Here is a 17,152-nt window from a genome sequence, read left to right as displayed (position 1 = left end):
TGATCACCTCGTCTCTTCTTTTCTCTCCTTCGCACGAAGCTGTCCACATGCAGCATCGATATCTGAACCTTGCTCACGGCGGATTGTTACATTTACTCCATGTTTCTTTAATGTTTTTTCAAATAAAAAGATTTGGTCCTTCGGTGTTCTTACATAATCTCTTTCTGGTAGTTAACAGGAATTAAGTTTACGTGACACTTGATTCCTTTCACAAGCTCAGCTAACTCTTCCGCATGCTCTACTTGATCATTTACGTTGCCAAATAAACCATACTCAAAACTTACACGTCTACCTGTTTTATCCACATAGTAGCGGATAGCTTCAATTAAATCAGGTAATTTATACGCTCTGTTAATTGGCATTAGTCTGCTTCTTAACTCTGTGTTTGGCGCGTGCAGGGAAACCGCAAAATTAATTTGCATATTTTGATCCGCAAATTCATAAATTTTCGGGATAATCCCACTGGTTGACACAGTGATATGTCTTGCTCCAATATTTAATGCTTGTTCATGGTTAATAATTTTTAGGAAACTTAACATACTAGTAAAGTTATCAAATGGTTCCCCAATTCCCATAATAACAACTGAACTTACACGTTCGCCCAATTCATCTAATGCCTGTTGTACTTTTACGACTTGTGCAACGATTTCTCCTGCTTCTAAATTTCTTTTTAATCCACCTAATGTAGAAGCACAGAAAGTACAGCCGATTCGACAGCCGACTTGGGTTGTTACACAAACAGAATTACCATAATCATGACGCATTAAAACTGTTTCAATGGAATAGCCATCATGTAATTCAAATAAAAATTTAATTGTCCCATCATTTGATGTTTGCTGAATAAGCGTATTTAATGTTGTAATTGTAAAATTTTCCTGAAGCATTAAACGTAAATTTTTCGATAAGTTAGACATATCTTCAAAAGAGGTTACTCTCTTTTTATATAGCCATTCAAAAATTTGATCCGCACGAAACGCCTTTTCATTATGCGCTGTCAACCAATCCTTTAGTGCTTGCAATTCCATTGAGTATATCGAGGGAATAGCTGGTTCTGCCTTTTGTCTTCTTCTTGATGATGTTTTTACTTGTTCCATCATTGCACCTTCTTTCTTAATGCTGCAATATAAAAGCCATCTGAGCCAAAATATTGCGGTAATATCTGTAATTCATTTCCTTCTGCGTAATTCTTTACATCTTGTGGCAGACGATCCGCCAATGTTCTATCTCTCTCAAACTGCGTATTAACAGCTAAGAATTTCTCCACCACTTCTTCATTCTCTGCTGTATCAATGGTACATGTACTATATACTAATATTCCACCTTTTTTTAAAAGCGGGGAAACAGAAGCTAGTAAATCCAATTGAATTTTCTGCAGCCGATCTACATCAGCTTCTGTTTTTGTATATTTCATATCTGGCTTTCTTCTCATTACACCAAACCCTGAACATGGTGCATCTAACAGAATTCGATCAAAGCTTTCTTTCTCCAAGCTGCTGTCCAGCTTTCTTGAATCCATTGCCTTTGTTTCAATCGTTGGTAAATCTAAGCGATCTGCATTTTGCTTAATCAACTTTACTTTATGATCATGAAGATCAATAGAAAGAATGTTGCCGTCCTTATTCATCTTCTCTGCAATATGAGTAGATTTACCACCTGGAGCTGCACAAGCATCCAATACGGAATATGGTTTGTCTAAATCTAGTGCATAAGCAACAATCATAGAGCTTTCATCTTGAATCGTCAGCAGCCCTTTTTCAAAAGCAGATGAATGAGCGATATTTCCCTTTAAAACTTTAATCCCTTCTGGAATTACCTCACTTGCTTCTACTTGAAATCCTTCTTCTGTTAAAAGTTCTATACATTCCGTTACAGAAACCTTTGTTGTATTAACCCTTGCTGTTTGCATCGGTGCAGTTAGATTGATTTCGCACATTTTTTTCGCTTCTTCTACACCAAGCTGCTCGACCCATCTTTTTACAAGCCAACTAGGATGACTTGTTTCAATGGAAAGTCGTTCTATTTCATCTTTAATCTCATTAAAGGATGGCAATCCTTGTCTTAGCATATTTCTTAGTACAGCATTTACAAAGCCGCTTATTCCTTTGTGGCCTCTCTTTTTAGCAATTTCTACCGCTTCATTTATTGCAGCATGATCTGGAATACGATCTAAATAAACGATTTGATAGACAGTCATCTGCAGAAGAATATAAACCCATTCCTCTATTTTCTTTCCTTTATTAAGGAAAGGACGCAGATAAAATTCCAGAGTCATTTTTCTCTGCAGCGTTCCATAAACAATTTCTGTTAACAAACCGATATCTTTAGAAGGAATCTCATTTTTCTTAATCGTCGTATTTAGCAATAAGTTACTATACGCTTGATTTTTTTGAATGGTTTCCAAAATATCTAATGCTGCTTCTCGCACATTTTTTCTAGTTTTCTTCATTCGTAACTCCTAATATCTCATTTACTTGCATTTTACTGCCAGCCCCGCGTAAGAATTGGCTGATGTCCATTTTCTTCTTGCCCGCTGGTTGTACTTCTGTTAATTGAATGTATGTGTCATTACCTGTTGCCACAATTGGGCCATGATCTGTTATGTCGACAATTGTTCCAGGAGAGGCATCTCTCTTTTTCGCCACTTTCTTACCAGCCCATACTTTCATCACTTTCCCTTGATAAAGAGTGAAAGCTACTGGCCAAGGATTTAAACCACGAATTTTATTATAAATTTCTTCTCCAGAAACAGACCAGTCAATTAGTTCGTCCGCCCGCTTCAAATTTGGAGCAAATGTTGCCTCCTCATCCTTTTGCGGAATCGGCGTAATTTCTCCTGCTAACAGTTTAGGCAAAGTTTCTGCTAATAAATCACTTCCAACACGACTTAATTTATCATGAAGTGTTCCTACTGTATCTTCTTCTTCAATTTCCACTTCCGCCACTGAAATAATATCACCAGCATCTAGCTTCTCCGCCATATACATAATGGTAATACCGGTTTTTTCTTTCCCTTGTAAAATACTGTAGTGAATTGGCGCTCCGCCTCTTAATTCAGGAAGCAAGGATGCATGAACATTCACACAGCCGAATTTTGGTGCATCTAATAGCTCTTTTGGCAAAATTTGACCGAACGCAGCAGTCACAATAATATCCGGGTTCAAAGAGATAATAGCTTTCAGCTCGTCTGATTGACGAATCTTCTCTGGTTGATAGACAGGGATATCATGTTTTAGAGCTTCTACCTTTACTGGCGGCGGGGTTAACACCTTTTTTCTGCCCACAGGACGATCAGGCTGTGTCACAACCGCAATTACTTCATACTTTTCTTCTAATAATCTTTGTAATACAGGAACAGAAAAATCCGGGGTACCCATAAATACAACTTTAGTCATTTGCTTCCACTCCTTCTAGCTCATCTTCCTCTAGATAGCGAATTACCTTTGATGTAAATAGTACTCCATCTAAATGGTCCATTTCATGTAAAATCGCTCTTGCTAAATATTCTTCAGCTTCTATTATATATTTTTTTCCTTTTCTATTTTGCGCCTCTACTTTAATAGACAATGGCCTTTCGACGTCTCCGAATAATCCCGGGAAACTTAAACATCCTTCGGGACCAACTTGAGAGCCATTCACTTCTAATAATTTGGGATTAATTAATTCCAGTGTACCCATATCATCATCAATATCTACTACAGCAATGCGCTTTGATATACCAATTTGTGGAGCAGCTAGTCCAACTCCGTCAAATTCAATCATTGTATCATACATATCGTTTAATAATTTTGCTAATTTTTTATCAAAGACTGTAACTTCCGCGCATGGTGTTTCTAACACCGGATCCGGGTACATTACAATTTGTTTTACTGCCACATTATTTCCTCCAAACATTAAGAGAGATAGTCGATTAAAGGTTTGCTCTTATTAATCGAAGACGGTCTTGCCATCATTGTTCAGACAAACAGCCTATGCTAAAACTCATTCCTTTTTGTATTTTATCAAACCCTGCTACTAAATAGCTATGTATTCCTTTTGGAAATTAATTCGTACGTTGCTTTATTTTTGGGCGGAAAAAATAAAAACCCATGTCAGGAAACTCAGGATAACTTGAAACCATCCATCATTTTCGCTGTCATGAGCCTTGAACATTTTAACATATTACTGTTGATAAGTATAGTTTGGAACAAATTAGTTTTTAAACATGGCTATATTTAAAACGATAAAAAATCCGTGTTAGAAAGTAACTATTATCTAATAACTAACTTTGAGATTGTTTGCCTTTACAGATTATTTATTTAGTTTATGCCTCCATTCATCCTCTTCCCGTTAGTAGCCAATCGCTCGGGAAAGAAGAGATTATTCAATTCTTTAATTTTGGATAAATCACATTTTGGAATACGATTATACGTTAAAATCCCATTAATTTCTTGCTCAACATCTGTCAGCTGCGTATAGCAATAGCCCCATAGTCCCTTCGATTGAAAGATTGCTTCCATGATTTTGCGGTATTCTGTTATATAATCATCCGCAGTTTCGACAGAAGTGTAGCCCCAACCGCTTTGTTCCCCCATCTTAAAGGCAATGCCCCCGAATTCTGTTAACAGAATTGGTTCTCCTTGGTGGGAGTGGTTCTCAGCATACACTTCCCATTTGCTATGAGCATGTGTAAGTAAATTTTCAACAGAAGATATAGACTCTTTGAAGTATTGATACTTTGCTTTTTCATCAGCATTTCCATGACCGTAATTATGAATCGCACAAATATCTGTAACTGTTGCTTCCCAGCCATCATTAGAGATAACCAGACGAGTATCATCAATGGCATGGAGCATGTGATACATGGTTGTAGAGAAATGCTGTTGTTTTTTATCATGATGAATATCCGGAATACCCCAGCTTTCATTTAAGGGAACCCAAGTAACGATAGAAGGGTGATTATAGTCACGGTCGACTATTTCCATCCATTCCTTCATTAATCTTGTTGCTGCTTCTTTTGTATAAACAGGAGCTGATGCACATTCTCCCCACACTAGAAAACCTAATGTATCTGCATAATACATGAAGAGAGGATCTTCTGTTTTTTGATGCTTTCTGCATCCATTGAATCCCATTTCTTTCGCTAATTCTATATCTTTTTTTAAATCTTCTGCTTCCGGAGCTGTCAAAAGTCCCTCTGGCCAATAACCTTGATCAAGGACCAGTTTTTGATAGTATGGTTTATTGTTTAAATAAACCATACCATTTTCTGTATGGACTTTTCGATAGCCGAAATAAGATTGCACTTTATCTAAAACGGTTCCTTTTTCATCACAAAGTTCGATAGATACGTCAAATAAATTAGGGTGTTCTGGTGACCAAGTATAGCCGCTATCGTGAAAATTGGTGCGAAAAATTTTATTTTGAATAATATCAACCGCGCGTTTTTCTGCAAGATTATTCATTTTAATTTGATCTTCCGCAATTAAAATGTTCTTAAAACTTATTTTGTATTTCACATAATAATTCGCTCTTGATATTTCTGCTTCTTTATTTAAAACAAAATCCATCCAGACGACACCGCGGTCTAGATCAGGAGTAAATCGAACTTTTTCCAGATAATCATTATTTACTTGTTCCACCCAGACCGTCTGCCAAATCCCTGTAGAATTCGTATACCAAATCGCCCTTGGTTCCTCTTCCCAGAACTGCTTCCCTCGTGGAATGGTTTCATCTTTGATAGGATCGTAGACTTTAACAGTAATACTTTGGTTTTCGTCTAATAAATAATTCGAAATATCAAATGAGAATGAAGTATGCCCGCCTTCATGGTCTCCCACAAATTTTCCGTTCACGTATACCTTGCAATAGTAATCTACCGCACCAAAATGCAAGATTGTTCGTTTATCTGCGTATTTAGGAATCACTACTTCTTTCTTATACCAAACATATTCATGAATGGTTCTTTCCCCAATTCCACTTAACTTAGATTGGTAAACAAACGGTACTTGTATTTCTTTATCCAGTGTTTCTTTATTAAAATATTGCTCCTGTTCCCCTACATTCTTATCATCAAACTGAAATTGCCAAGTTCCATTTAAGTTAATCCACTGGTCACGCACGAACTGCGGGCGGGGATATTCTTGTCTCGTCATCTTATACACTCCTATGATTATAATCTTCGGGTATTTACTTGTCTTACTTTCTCAACAGAAACTTTTGGCTTCCGATCGATTGTAAGCAAGCCATTTACTTCTTGTTGGACATCGGTTAGTTGTGTATAACAATAACCACATACGTATTCTAAATCCTGAACTGCATGGTGAATGTCTTCAAAACGTTTAAAGAACGCTTCTTCATCCTTCACTTGATTCCCATAGCCCCAACCTTCCTCTGTTTGAAAAGCAATTCCGCCAAACTCAGAAATAAGGATTGGCTGACCTTTATACGGATAACCCTCTGCAAAAGCATAGAAACCTTTATTGAACTGGATACCATTAGACATTAACTTGTCGCTGTCTTTATATCTACTAGCAAGCAGCGCTCCATACTCCTCATAGTCATGCAATGTGATAATATCAGAAATAGTATGTTCCCAGCCGTCATTTGTGATAACAGGGCGATTACAATCATATGCTTTAGTTAAATGATAGATACTTTCCGTAAAAGCTTGTTGCTGCTTATCATGATGGATATCGCCAATGCCCCACGATTCATTAAATGGCACCCATGTAATCACACTCGGATGGTTGTAATTTTGCTTCACAATTTCCAGCCATTCATGGGTAAAATTGAGGACTGCTTTGTCACTAAAGCCATACGTCGAACCAACTTCCAGCCAGACAAGAAGCCCTTTCTTATCTGCTAAATATAGAAATCTACTGTCTTCTACTTTTTGATGCTTACGAACTCCGTTATATCCCAATGCTAATATTTTATCGATATCTTCTTCCAACGCTGCAACACTTGGTGGTGTTAAATCTGATTCTTCCCAGTAGCCTTGATCCAAAATTAAGCGTTGATATAACTCTCTATTATTAAGAAGAATTCTATTTCCTTCAATAGATATCTTGCGCATACCAAAATAAGATTGAATTTCATCCAGTAATTCATCATGGTGGTACAATTTAAGCGTCAAATCATATAAATTAGGGTTTTCTGGACTCCATACTTTCATTGTCCATGGATCCAGTCTTTCTAATACACTTCCAGTAAGGGACGCTACATTATCAATTATATTAGCTGTTAATTCATTGATTACTTTATCGTCAAATTGGATGGATGCCACTATTTTATAGCCATCTGCCGTTAGCGGAATTCCTTTTGTTTCTACTTCAATCGCTACTTGTTGGGCATCAAATAATGGTGTAATTTTCGCATGATTTAAGTAGGATTCATTTACATATTCCAACCAAACGGATTTCCATATTCCCGTTGTCTGAACATACCAGCAGCCAAAATTTTCATCATGCCAGCGTTGTTTTCCTCTCGGTTGTGCACAATCCTTTGAATCTTTGACTTTAACAGTTAGTTTATTCTCTCCAGTTGTTACAAAGTCAGTTACATCCACAGAAAAACCATGGTAACCTCCTTGATGGATCGTGGCAAGATTCCCGTTTACATAGATAAAAGCCTCATAATCTACTCCTTCAAAATGGACAATTGGATGCTTCTTTGTATCATCAATTACGATTGTTCTTTCATACCATACTGTTTCATGATGTTCTTGTTGATTGATGCCGCTTGCTTTCGTCTCATAAGTAAACGGCACATTGATGGTTTGGCTTTCTGGAAAAGAGTCATACCATCTCTCTTTGTCTCCCACTTTTTTATCATCAAACGCAAATTTCCATTTTCCATCTAAAGAAACCCATTCCGCTCTGCGAAACTGAGGATTTGGATGAAGTACATTCATTAATTTATACCTCCGACTCGATTATTTGTTGTCCTATTTATTTTTCGAATAGATTTATTTTTTGCTAAAACTAAAATACCCGCTGACATACATAAAACTAGACTGATAATATCCATGATGATATAGGATAATGCTCCACATACAAACAGCCATACGGCAACCTTTACATGAACTTGATCATCTATCATATATTTCTTGGCACAGACTAAATTTATTAACCCCAGACCAATTAATAAGGCGCCAAACATGCCAATGAATATATAGACACTTCCAACATAAGATTCCATCGCTTTCATATAGACAAAAGCCGAGTCCTCCGCAAGCCTTGCACCTTCGACCTTTTTTAGTGTTCCATATAACAGGATTGTAATAAGACCATCGATGATTTGCCAAACGCCTACTATTCTCACTAAATTCCTTTCTAGTTTTCTATTCATTATCCTTTCACTCCAGCTGATAAGGACATTGATTCCAAGAAGTATTTCTGTGCGAATAGGTACAAGATAAAAGTGGGAATTATCGCAACCAATGCGCCTGCCATTAATAAGGTTGGCTGTGCTTGATACATCCCCTGCAATAGCTGCAGACCCGGTGTGATCGGCATTTTTTCAATATCATTAAAAACAATCGATGGCCATAAAAAATCATTCCATGATCCCGTAAAGGAAAATAAGGCAACAACAAGGAGAACCGGTTTGATCAAAGGCAAGATTACTTTTCCTAAAATTTGAAAATCACTAGCCCCATCCATACGAGCAGCTTCATCAAATTCTAGAGGAATATTATTCATAAATTGTCTAACTAAAAAGATATTAAATACACCTGCTGCACCTGGAACAATCATCGCAATCGGAGAATTCACCCAGCCGAGAACGTCGATGATTTTATAAAGAGGAATAAGATTTACTACACCAGGAAACATCATCGTTGCCATTAAAAAGGCAAACAAACCGTGTTTCCCTCTAAAATTCAATCTGCTAAAAGCGAAGGCTGATAATGTCACCACAATTAATACTAATAATGTGTGTGACACAGAAATAACAACTGAATTTGTAAACCAACGAACCAATGGTGTACTTGTATTATCAACTAATAAAGTAGTGTAATTTGTCAGTACCCATTCAATTGGAAGAAATTTAAAGCCCACTGTTTGTAGTTCTATCTCTGATTTAAAGGAGGTTACAACTCCCCATAATAAAGGAATAATCCAAATCACAGCCATGATAAGCAAAAAGGCAAACCCGATTATTTTAGGTAGTGGATTGATTCTTTTACTGCTCATACTCTTCCTCCTTTAATTAATTCTTCTTCTCTCTTAAGAAAAAGAATTGTAATGATGCAACAACCATTATACAAAGTCCAAGAATAACCGCCATCGCAGACGAGATCCCCGCAATCGATTGACCTGAACCAAAGGCATTTTGCTGAATATCCATTAATAACACCCTTGTTGAATCTGTTGGGCCGCCACCTGTTAACATCAACGGCTGCCCATAGACGTTAAATTGAGCAATGGTTGTGATAACAACCGTATAAAGAATCTGACCTCTAATGCTTGGAAGGGTAATTTTCATAAACTTCTGAAAAGAAGAAGCTCCATCAATATCTGCCGCTTCATAATAATCTTTCGGAATACCATTCAATGCCGCTTGGTAAATGATCATATTTCCTCCAATCGTCCACCAAACTGTTACGGCTACTAGCGCAATCCACGCATAAGGCTGAGTACCAGTCCAAACGGTTTCCAGATTGAAAATATTATTAATTGGACCATATGTTACATTAAACATAAGCCCCCATATAATAATGACAGCGGAAATTGCAAACAACGATGGTAAATAGAATAATGACTGAAATACTTTCCACAGAACTGGTTTTGTGTTCAAAGCTGCTGCAAGAAGCAGAGGTACAATAATACAAAATGGGACAGTAAATAGAACAAATAAAAAGGTATTTTTCAACCCATTATGAAGTTGTTCATAAAAGACGGAGTCTGGTTGAAGTAATAATTCTTTATAATTATCCAATCCAACAAAAATTGGCGAACTAATTAAATCCCATTCTGTAAAAGAAATATAAACTCCAAAAAAGATTGGAATAAGAAAAAACACTCCAAAAATGATCAAATGAGGGGCTAAAAATAGCCATGGTGCAAAGGATGTATTCCTGGAGTTTTTTATTTTCATTTGTTTTACATTTTTCGTAGCGGGAACAGTTTCCATACGCCTACTTCCTTTCCTCTCGCTTCTATTAGAATAAGATTTTCATCTTATCTAGATTAAGCATACAGCCTAAATACCTCGATTCCCTGCTGCACTTTTGTTACTATATTTAGGCTGCTTGCTTTTTTATTTATTTAGCTGTTTGATATAAAGTTCATCAAGAATTGCATAATAATATGTCTCAATAGTAAACAACTACCTTTTTAAACAGTCAGCGGCTTCTCCAATCACCAGCTATAAGTAAGCGCTCTTACTTTTTGGCAAACATTAATTCGAATTATCTTTTTCTACCTTAGCAGATATTTCTTTTTCCATATCTTCTAATGCTTTATCTGTTTCTGTTTTGGAGAATACGACATCCCCAGCTTTAGAATCTAATAATTCTGAAACATAACCATTGTATTTATAGTCAAAGATTTTTAATGTTGCTTGTTGTTCAGGTGTTGCCAAGAAGAATGATTGTGGCATTGCTTTATATTCCTCATTTTCTAAAAGCGCAAGCGTTGCTGGATTTTGTCCCGATTTTGCCCATTCCATTGAATTATCACGAACCCAGTCTAAAAACTTCACAACAGCTTTTTCTTTTTCCTCCGTACGTGAGTCATCTTTCAGCATGACAAATTGGTGAGAAGAAGACCAGTTGACCGCTTTCGATAAATCATCTGATAATTGAGGCGCATTAGTTAATCCCCAATTTACCTTTGATTCTTTAATTTGGTTTTGCATCCAAATTCCTTCAGGAAGAAAAACAACTTTTCCAGTTAAGAACATTTGAGTTGGATCTTCTCCATCCTTTGTTGTATAACCTGCCTTTACATAATCTCTCCATAGATTAAAAGTATCTTTCGCTGCTTGGTTTACTAAAGTTGGTTGAATGCCATCTTCTGTTAACTCACCACCATTTTGTGCATACAAGGACAAGAAATTAGGCTTTAGCCATGTTACCCCTAATGCTCTGATTTTATCTTTTTGGGCTTTCTCGCCAACTTGTTTAATTTCATCAAATGTAACGATATTGTCATCCAATGCTGTCGGCAAATACTTATCAACTAAATCTTTGTTGTAGTAAAGTCCGAAAGTATGAATATCTAACGGGATACTATAACGCTCTGAATCTAGTTCTCCAATCTTCCAAGCTTCTGCTACATAGTTATCTGCTTTAATTTCCGGAAAATCAGCAAGCAAGTCATTATAAGAAGTTAACATATCATTATCTTTAAACTGTTTAATTCGTTCTGCATGGACAATCGTTAAATCAGGAATATTCTTTTTAGAGTTTACGATTGTTGGGATTTTCGTATACATATCTCCTTCTTTTAAAGAGACGTTTTTGATTTTGTATTCAGGATTCGTTTTATTATATTCATTTACCATCGCCTGCATATTTTTTCCATCTGGACCAGTGAACGGATTCCAAAACGTAATTTCATTTTTGGCACTGCTACTTGCTTCCGAATCTCCACAGCCTGCTAAAATACCGATTGAGAGTCCAATCACACCAACATACTTCCAAAGCTTGCTCTTTGCCCCCACATTAATTCCTCCTTTTATTTAACTCATTACTTAACGAAATTCTTTAACTAAAAAGTTAAAGTGACTACTAATATTCTTATTACACTATTAATTTAACAACATAAGAAAGCGTTGTCAATCTTATTTAAACAATATTTTCAGTGTTTTCTATTGAAGTTAAACACTGTGGATGATAAAATAAACAGACAAGCTACTTTTTAACCATAAAGTTAAAGGAGATTGCTATGCAAATACAAATTTCAAAGGATTATTTTCACATTTATCAAGCACTTGCTAGTGAAACAAGAATAGAGATCATAGAAATTCTCGCAAAAAACAACATGAATATATCTGATTTAGCAAAACAATTAGGCATAAGCGCCGCCATCGTTACCCGTCATATTCAAAAACTAGAAGAAGCAGGAATTGTTAAATCGGAACGAATCCCTGGAAAATCAGGACTGCAGAAAATTGTTTATTTAGCGATAGACAATATTGAAATTCATTTTCCAAGAAAAATATTTAAAGAATATCAACTCCACGAAACTGATTTAAAAATTGGTCATTATACAGATTTTTCTGTAAAGCCTACTTGCGGGATTGCAACAGAAAAAGAAATAATCGGAAAAGCGGATGATCCGAAATATTTTATGGACAGCCAAAGAGTGGACGCCCAGCTATTGTGGTTGTCTCAGGGGTTTGTAGAGTATAAAATCCCTAACTTACTTGGACCAAATGAAATTCCAGAAATGGTAGAAATCAGTTTGGAGCTTGCTTCTGAATTCCCACTTTCCAATAATGTTTGGCCGAGCGACATAACATTTTATTTAAATAATGTTAAGCTTGGCACATACACGGTTCCTGGTAATTTTTCTGATGTGAGAGGACGGTATACGCCGAAATGGTGGAATGATAAATTCAGTCAGTACGGTTTGCTAAAAACAATCAGGGTGAATAAAATAGATACAGGCATTGATGGCGAACCCTTTTCCAGCGTAACGATTAATGAATTACAGCTCGAGAGCTCTTCTTTCCTCACTCTAAGAATTGCAGTTGAAGAGGAATCCGAAAGAGTTGGTGGGTTGACTTTATTCGGGGAACATTTTGGAAATCATAAGCAAAATATACAGATTGGCATTTATTATTTGGAGAAAGAAAATAATTAACGAAATACAAACATGGGTAAGGTCATCGCCGGAGACCTTACCCATGTTTTTTATTACTATGGTCTTTATAGTTTTAATCTGAACAAACTGTTCGAATAGGCAAACAGAATATTACATCAATATAAACGGATTAACATCAATCGAAATCTGCAGGCCGTTTGTGCTTATTTCTGTTTGGTAATGATCTAAAATTGATTTTAAAACTTCTTCCAAGTTTGGTTCTTGTTTATACTTTATTAGGCATTGATAGCGATATTTATTTTTTATTCTTGCGATTGGTGATGCGACTGGTCCTAAAATAACTGTTTGCGGTGATAATCTATTTCGGACAATCTGGGTGATTTTTTCCGCAACCCCGACTACTTTCATTAGCTCTTCATGACTAATTGTAATCATCGTAAGAAAATAGTAAGGAGGATAAGCATGTTGTCTGCGAATCATCATCTCTGTTTCATAAAAACGGTCATAATCCTGTTCGCTCGCAAGCTCAATACTATAATGCTCAGGAGTATAGGTTTGAAAAATAACTTCTCCTTGTAATTCATGTCTGCCTGCTCTGCCGCTTACTTGTGTCAGTAATTGAAAGGTCTTCTCCGATGAGCGGAAATCTGGCAAATGAAGCATTGTATCAGCTGACAGTACACCAACTAGCGTAATTCTTGGAAAATCTAGTCCTTTGGCAATCATTTGTGTTCCCAATAAAATATCTGCTTCTCCCTCTTGAAATTTTTGCAGCAGCTTTTCGTGGGCTCCTTTTCGACTAGTTGTATCGACATCCATGCGAATAACCCTTGCTTCTGGGAGGATTTTTGTCAGCTCTTCCTCTACTTTTTGCGTCCCTGTTCCAAAATATCGAATATGCTCACTGCTGCATTCTGGACAAGTAGTAGGCGTATACGTTTCATATCCACAATAGTGACACTTCATCTGATTTTGAAAGCGGTGATAGGTCAAGCTAATATCACAATTTGGACATTTCACGACATAACCGCAATCACGGCACATGACGAAGGAGGAATGTCCCCGTTTATTTAAAAACAATACCGTTTGTTCTTTTTTTTCTAGGCGATCTTTCAGTTTTTCCAGCAATACTTCGGAAAACATAGAGCGATTGCCATTTCTCAATTCTTCTCGCATATCAATAATTTCCACTTTCGGGAGTGCTTGATTATTCATGCGATTAGGAAGAGACAATAAAGTATATACACCTTTTTGGGCTCTTGCAAAGCTTTCTAAAGATGGCGTGGCACTACCCAAAATAATCGGACATCCATGCTTTTTCCCTCTCTCGATCGCGACATCTTTAGCATGATAGCGAGGATTCTCCTCTTGCTTATATGTCATTTCATGCTCTTCATCAATAATGATAAGCCCGAGATTTGTAAATGGCGCAAAGATAGCAGATCTCGCTCCAACTACCACCTTTACTTCATTTCTTTGGATTTTCCGCCACTCATCATATTTTTCTCCCACCGATAACCCACTATGGAGAACGGCAACCTGATCGCCAAAGCGGCCTTTAAAGCGATTGACCATCTGTGGTGTCAGCGCTATTTCCGGAACAAGGACAATTGCTTCTTCTCCCTTTGCCAACACTTTATCAATGGATTGTAAATATACCTCTGTTTTCCCACTACCGGTTACACCATACAACAGAAAAACATCATGCTGATTTTGTTCTACCGCCTGATGAATCGGCGCCACCACTTTCGCCTGATCATCGGTTAAAGGCAAGGCAAATGTTCTTTCAAACTCCCGCTCTTGATAAGGATCGCGGTATACTTCTTTTTCCATTTCTGCAAGAAGCCCTTTTTCGACTAGTCCTTTTATTACAGCTGTTGAAATACTCAATTTCGTAAGTAGTTGCTTTTGTTCGATTGGGTCTGGATGCTCACTAAAATAAACCAATAATTCTTTTTGTTTTTTAGCGTTTTTATTCAGCGATTCTTCATAATGAAGTAATTCTTCCCTATTTAGAAGAGGATAAATATGCTTTACCTTCTTCTTCTTGCCTCTTGATTGTACCTCATAGGAAACCTCGATTGTTCCTTTCTTCACTTCCTTTTGTAAGGAAGAAAGAGATACATTCTTTAACGCTTCCTCCCAAACCACTTCTTCCGTTTTAGTAAAAAGAGCGGCTACCCCTTCAGCCATCTTCTCTTCTTCCCTAGATACCTTTTTTACTTTACGCTCATATTTAGCTTTTAAAGCCGGTGGTAACATCGCTTGAAAAGCAGAAATCTTATAACAGAGCGTAGAATGAGACAACCAGTCAGCAAGAGATAAAAGTTCTTTATTTAAAACGGGCACTAAGTCCATCGGTTCTATAATTTTTTTTAATGATTTAAAGCTTGAGGATTCTTCTATGCTTTCCACAAAGCCTTGTACCTTTCTAGGACCAAATGGAACAATTACGCGCATCCCTGGTTGAATAACGTCTTCTAATTCTTTCGGAATTAGATAATCAAAGGGTCTGTCCGTTTGTTTTGCCGGTACATCGACAATTACTTTGGCTACCGTCATTTTTGAACAGCTTCCTTCATCTGCATTGCTTGTTCCAATATTTTTTCCGCTACCTCATCCTTAGAAAGAAGCGGTAATTCGATTGAAGTTCCATCTCTCTTATACATAGTCACAAGATTTGTATCGGTTCCAAAGCCAGAATCTTGTCTATTTACATTATTAGCCACAATCATATCTGCATTTTTCCGTTTTAATTTATCCATTGCATATTCAGCCATATTTTGTGTTTCCGCTGCAAAGCCAATGAGAATCTGCTGTTCTTTTCTTTTTCCAAGTTCGGATAAAATATCTTGGGTCCGCGTGAATTCAATTGTTTCTGGACCACTTTGCTTTTTCACTTTGTGGTCATAAACAATCGTAGGCTTATAGTCACTTACCGCAGCTGTTTTAATAATAATGTCAGCCTCTTCTCTGTATGTCATTACAGCGTTATACATCTCTTCCGCACTTTCCACTGAAATAACCTGAGCACCTTTTGGTGGAGTTAGATTTGTAGGTCCAGATATTAAAATAACATCTGCCCCATAGGCCATAGCTTTTTTGGCAATACTATATCCCATTTTTCCAGAAGAGTGGTTGGAAATAAAACGAACAGGATCAATTTTTTCGCGCGTTGGTCCAGCAGTCACGAGTACGGTTGTTCCAGTTAAGATCTTGTCCTTGTTATTATTGGAAAAATAATCCTCCATATGCTGAACAATCATTTCCGGTTCTTCCAATCTTCCTTTGCCTACATAGCCGCATGCTAAATAACCTTCGCCTGGGTTAATAAAGCGAAAACCATAGTCATGAAGCGTGTTAATATTTTTAATAACGGCAGGATGATCATACATATGTACATTCATCGCTGGCGCAATCCAAACATCGCTTGTTGCTGCAAGTAAGGTTGTTGTAATCATATTATCCGCAATACCGTTTGCAATCTTTCCAATTACATTAGCCGTTGCTGGGGCTACTAAAATTAAATCAGCCCAATCAGCCAAATCAATATGTGCAATCACTTTTGGATCTTTTTCATCAAAGGTGTCTGTATATACTTCGTTTTTAGAGAGGGCTTTAAAGGTTAATGGATTCACAAATTCCATTGCTGATTCCGACATAATAACCTTTACATCTGCTCCCTTTTGCGTTAATTTACTAGTTAAAGCACATACCTTATATACCGCAATGCCCCCTGTTACACACAGAAGAATCTTCTTGCCATTCAACATCATGTGCCTCCTTCCTTTCTTTCTATTCTAAAGTTTATGATATAGTAATCGTATCATCAGCCAGATAAACCCTCTGCGACCGGATTAATTGAACCATTTGTAGCTGTCAGACAATATGAATCTTTTTTGTTCGTTAAGAGTGAGATATATTGTTTGTTTATGAATAAGTTCTAATGAATTGGCGAAGCAAGTTGCTAATAAAAAATGCGAGCAATCCTAAGCAGAAATTCTCCCACTTTGTTAGAATTAATATTCTTAAACTTCAGCCATATGTAAGATTTGTATTTCTTTTATTATTGTTAGCATATAATTAAATAATCATTATGTCCATGAAAAAAGACTTAGTAAATGGAATCATTCCTTTTACTTAAGCCTTTTATTTCGTACTATATGATAAAAATTTAATTATTCCTCGCTTGCACCATTGGGTGTATTTACACGATAAGTTAATTGATCTTTGTTGATTTCTTCTAATGCTTTCCCTACATTTTTATGAGAAACATATTTTGCTAATTGTGGTTTCGCATTAGTTTGTAGTTTTCTTGCTCTTTTTGCAGCAACAGATACTAATGAATATTTTGAATCGATTTTTGTCATTAATTTATCAATAGATGGATATAACATAGA

General features: G+C 36.7%; 13 protein-coding genes and 1 pseudogene. 1 reads left to right on the top strand and 13 read right to left on the bottom strand.

Annotated features, from left to right (window positions below; genetic code table 11):
* Positions 1 to 3: 3 nt before the first annotated feature.
* The 10 genes and pseudogenes from rlmN to NSQ89_RS06525 all read right to left on the bottom strand — a co-directional run bounded on the left by rlmN (position 4) and on the right by NSQ89_RS06525 (position 11,646).
* Positions 4 to 1,097, bottom strand: a pseudogene (rlmN, locus tag NSQ89_RS06570) (23S rRNA (adenine(2503)-C(2))-methyltransferase RlmN).
* Complete coding sequence (gene rsmB / locus NSQ89_RS06565; RefSeq protein WP_047939955.1) at positions 1,094 to 2,446, bottom strand: 16S rRNA (cytosine(967)-C(5))-methyltransferase RsmB; 1,353 nt, start codon at positions 2,444 to 2,446, stop codon at positions 1,094 to 1,096. The pseudogene rlmN and the gene rsmB overlap by 4 nt, the downstream one beginning before the upstream one ends.
* Entirely contained in the window at positions 2,433 to 3,392 is a 960-nt protein-coding gene (fmt, locus tag NSQ89_RS06560) for a methionyl-tRNA formyltransferase (RefSeq protein ID WP_047939954.1), read from the bottom strand. Before fmt ends, rsmB begins: the two co-directional genes overlap by 14 nt.
* Positions 3,385 to 3,873 carry a peptide deformylase gene (gene def, locus NSQ89_RS06555; RefSeq protein ID WP_047939953.1) on the bottom strand — a complete coding sequence of 163 codons (489 nt, stop codon included), beginning with the start codon at positions 3,871 to 3,873 and terminating at the stop codon, positions 3,385 to 3,387. Before def ends, fmt begins: the two co-directional genes overlap by 8 nt.
* Positions 3,874 to 4,295: 422 nt before the next feature.
* Entirely contained in the window at positions 4,296 to 6,131 is a 1,836-nt protein-coding gene (locus tag NSQ89_RS06550; RefSeq protein ID WP_047939952.1) for a glycoside hydrolase family 2 protein, read from the bottom strand.
* Between the two features lie 17 nt (positions 6,132 to 6,148).
* Complete coding sequence (locus tag NSQ89_RS06545) at positions 6,149 to 7,891, bottom strand: glycoside hydrolase family 2 protein (RefSeq protein ID WP_341132383.1); 1,743 nt, start codon at positions 7,889 to 7,891, stop codon at positions 6,149 to 6,151.
* Positions 7,891 to 8,328, bottom strand: a complete 438-nt coding sequence (locus NSQ89_RS06540; protein ID WP_047939950.1) for a hypothetical protein — start codon at positions 8,326 to 8,328, stop codon at positions 7,891 to 7,893. Before NSQ89_RS06540 ends, NSQ89_RS06545 begins: the two co-directional genes overlap by 1 nt.
* Positions 8,328 to 9,173, bottom strand: a complete 846-nt coding sequence (locus NSQ89_RS06535; protein ID WP_047939949.1) for a carbohydrate ABC transporter permease — start codon at positions 9,171 to 9,173, stop codon at positions 8,328 to 8,330. The genes NSQ89_RS06540 and NSQ89_RS06535 overlap by 1 nt, the downstream gene beginning before the upstream one ends.
* 16 nt (positions 9,174 to 9,189) lie before the next feature.
* Complete coding sequence (locus tag NSQ89_RS06530; protein WP_309325240.1) at positions 9,190 to 10,113, bottom strand: carbohydrate ABC transporter permease; 924 nt, start codon at positions 10,111 to 10,113, stop codon at positions 9,190 to 9,192.
* Between the two features lie 267 nt (positions 10,114 to 10,380).
* On the bottom strand, positions 10,381 to 11,646 hold the full coding sequence (locus NSQ89_RS06525) for an extracellular solute-binding protein (protein ID WP_053215544.1): 1,266 nt from the start codon (positions 11,644 to 11,646) through the stop codon (positions 10,381 to 10,383).
* A gap of 224 nt (positions 11,647 to 11,870) precedes the next feature.
* On the opposite strand from NSQ89_RS06525, the gene NSQ89_RS06520 reads away from it, so the two are divergent.
* Positions 11,871 to 12,791, top strand: a complete 921-nt coding sequence (locus NSQ89_RS06520; RefSeq protein ID WP_047939948.1) for an ArsR/SmtB family transcription factor — start codon at positions 11,871 to 11,873, stop codon at positions 12,789 to 12,791.
* A 111-nt stretch (positions 12,792 to 12,902) separates the two neighbouring features.
* On the opposite strand, the gene priA is transcribed toward NSQ89_RS06520, so the two are convergent.
* From priA to rpoZ, 3 genes are all read right to left on the bottom strand, one after another.
* Positions 12,903 to 15,314 (bottom strand): primosomal protein N', encoded by a 2,412-nt coding sequence (gene priA, locus NSQ89_RS06515; protein ID WP_047939947.1) that lies wholly within the window; start codon positions 15,312 to 15,314, stop codon positions 12,903 to 12,905.
* Positions 15,311 to 16,525: a bifunctional phosphopantothenoylcysteine decarboxylase/phosphopantothenate--cysteine ligase CoaBC gene (gene coaBC / locus NSQ89_RS06510; protein ID WP_341133146.1), complete on the bottom strand. Its 1,215-nt coding sequence runs from the start codon at positions 16,523 to 16,525 to the stop codon at positions 15,311 to 15,313. Before coaBC ends, priA begins: the two co-directional genes overlap by 4 nt.
* Before the next feature lie 405 nt (positions 16,526 to 16,930).
* Positions 16,931 to 17,149: a DNA-directed RNA polymerase subunit omega gene (rpoZ, locus tag NSQ89_RS06505; protein ID WP_047939945.1), complete on the bottom strand. Its 219-nt coding sequence runs from the start codon at positions 17,147 to 17,149 to the stop codon at positions 16,931 to 16,933.
* Between the last annotated feature and the right edge of the window lie 3 nt (positions 17,150 to 17,152).

The sequence above is a fragment of the Niallia sp. FSL R7-0648 genome (assembly GCF_038007005.1).
Lineage (GTDB): Bacteria > Bacillota > Bacilli > Bacillales > Cytobacillaceae > Niallia > Niallia circulans.
Note: the sequence above shows the minus strand (reverse complement) of the source record. Positions and strands in the feature narration are given on the sequence as shown.

Excerpts from the sequence above, each read along its gene's own strand:
- NSQ89_RS06550 (WP_047939952.1), bottom strand. The coding sequence starts at position 6,131 with ATGACGAGACAAGAATATCCCCGCCCGCAGTTCGTGCGTGACCAGTGG.
- NSQ89_RS06520 (WP_047939948.1), top strand. The coding sequence starts at position 11,871 with ATGCAAATACAAATTTCAAAGGATTATTTTCACATTTATCAAGCACTT.
- priA (WP_047939947.1), bottom strand. The coding sequence starts at position 15,314 with ATGACGGTAGCCAAAGTAATTGTCGATGTACCGGCAAAACAAACGGAC.
- fmt (WP_047939954.1), bottom strand. The coding sequence starts at position 3,392 with ATGACTAAAGTTGTATTTATGGGTACCCCGGATTTTTCTGTTCCTGTA.
- NSQ89_RS06530 (WP_309325240.1), bottom strand. The coding sequence starts at position 10,113 with ATGGAAACTGTTCCCGCTACGAAAAATGTAAAACAAATGAAAATAAAA.
- NSQ89_RS06540 (WP_047939950.1), bottom strand. The coding sequence starts at position 8,328 with ATGAATAGAAAACTAGAAAGGAATTTAGTGAGAATAGTAGGCGTTTGG.
- NSQ89_RS06535 (WP_047939949.1), bottom strand. The coding sequence starts at position 9,173 with ATGAGCAGTAAAAGAATCAATCCACTACCTAAAATAATCGGGTTTGCC.
- rsmB (WP_047939955.1), bottom strand. The coding sequence starts at position 2,446 with ATGAAGAAAACTAGAAAAAATGTGCGAGAAGCAGCATTAGATATTTTG.
- coaBC (WP_341133146.1), bottom strand. The coding sequence starts at position 16,525 with ATGTTGAATGGCAAGAAGATTCTTCTGTGTGTAACAGGGGGCATTGCG.
- rpoZ (WP_047939945.1), bottom strand. The coding sequence starts at position 17,149 with ATGTTATATCCATCTATTGATAAATTAATGACAAAAATCGATTCAAAA.
- NSQ89_RS06545 (WP_341132383.1), bottom strand. The coding sequence starts at position 7,891 with ATGAATGTACTTCATCCAAATCCTCAGTTTCGCAGAGCGGAATGGGTT.